The sequence below is a fragment of the Streptomyces sp. DH12 genome (genome assembly GCF_020873895.1).
Lineage (GTDB): Bacteria > Actinomycetota > Actinomycetes > Streptomycetales > Streptomycetaceae > Streptomyces.
Window position 1 is genome coordinate 1 of sequence record NZ_JAHWGT010000887.1, and the last position, 473, is coordinate 473.

Genomic DNA, 473 nt, shown 5'->3' on the forward strand with positions numbered 1-473 from the left:
GAGGTCCGCTACGCCCGCGCCGACGTCACCGACGAGGCCCGCGTCCGCGCCGCGGTCGAGTCCGCCACCGAGGCGTGGGGCGTGCCCCTGACGTCAGTGCTGCACCTGGCCGGGACGCTCGTGGAGCGCCCCGTCGGAGAACTGGACGCCCCCACTTGGCGCCGGGCGCTGGAGGCGAAGGTGCGCGGCGCGTGGATCCTGCACCGGCTCACCGCCGACCACCCGGTCACCTCCTTCGTCACCTTCTCCTCGGTCAACGGCTTCTTCGGCGGCGCCATGAACGCCGCCTACGCCGCCGCCAACGCCTACCTGGACGCCCTCGCCGGGTACCGCCGCGGTCTCGGCCTGCCCGCGCAGTCGCTCGCCTGGAGCATGTGGCGCGAACGGGGCATGAGCCGCGGCTACGGTCTCACCGCGCTCACCGAGGCCCGGGGCTACCGGCTGCTCGACGTTCCCGCCGCGCTGCGCTCCTT

1 protein-coding gene is annotated in these 473 nt (G+C 74.6%); it reads left to right on the forward strand.

Annotated features, from left to right (window positions below; all coding sequences use genetic code 11):
* The coding region (locus tag LPA54_RS37615) for a ketoreductase domain-containing protein (RefSeq protein ID WP_228984925.1) at nucleotides 1-473 on the forward strand (473 nt) is incomplete at both ends.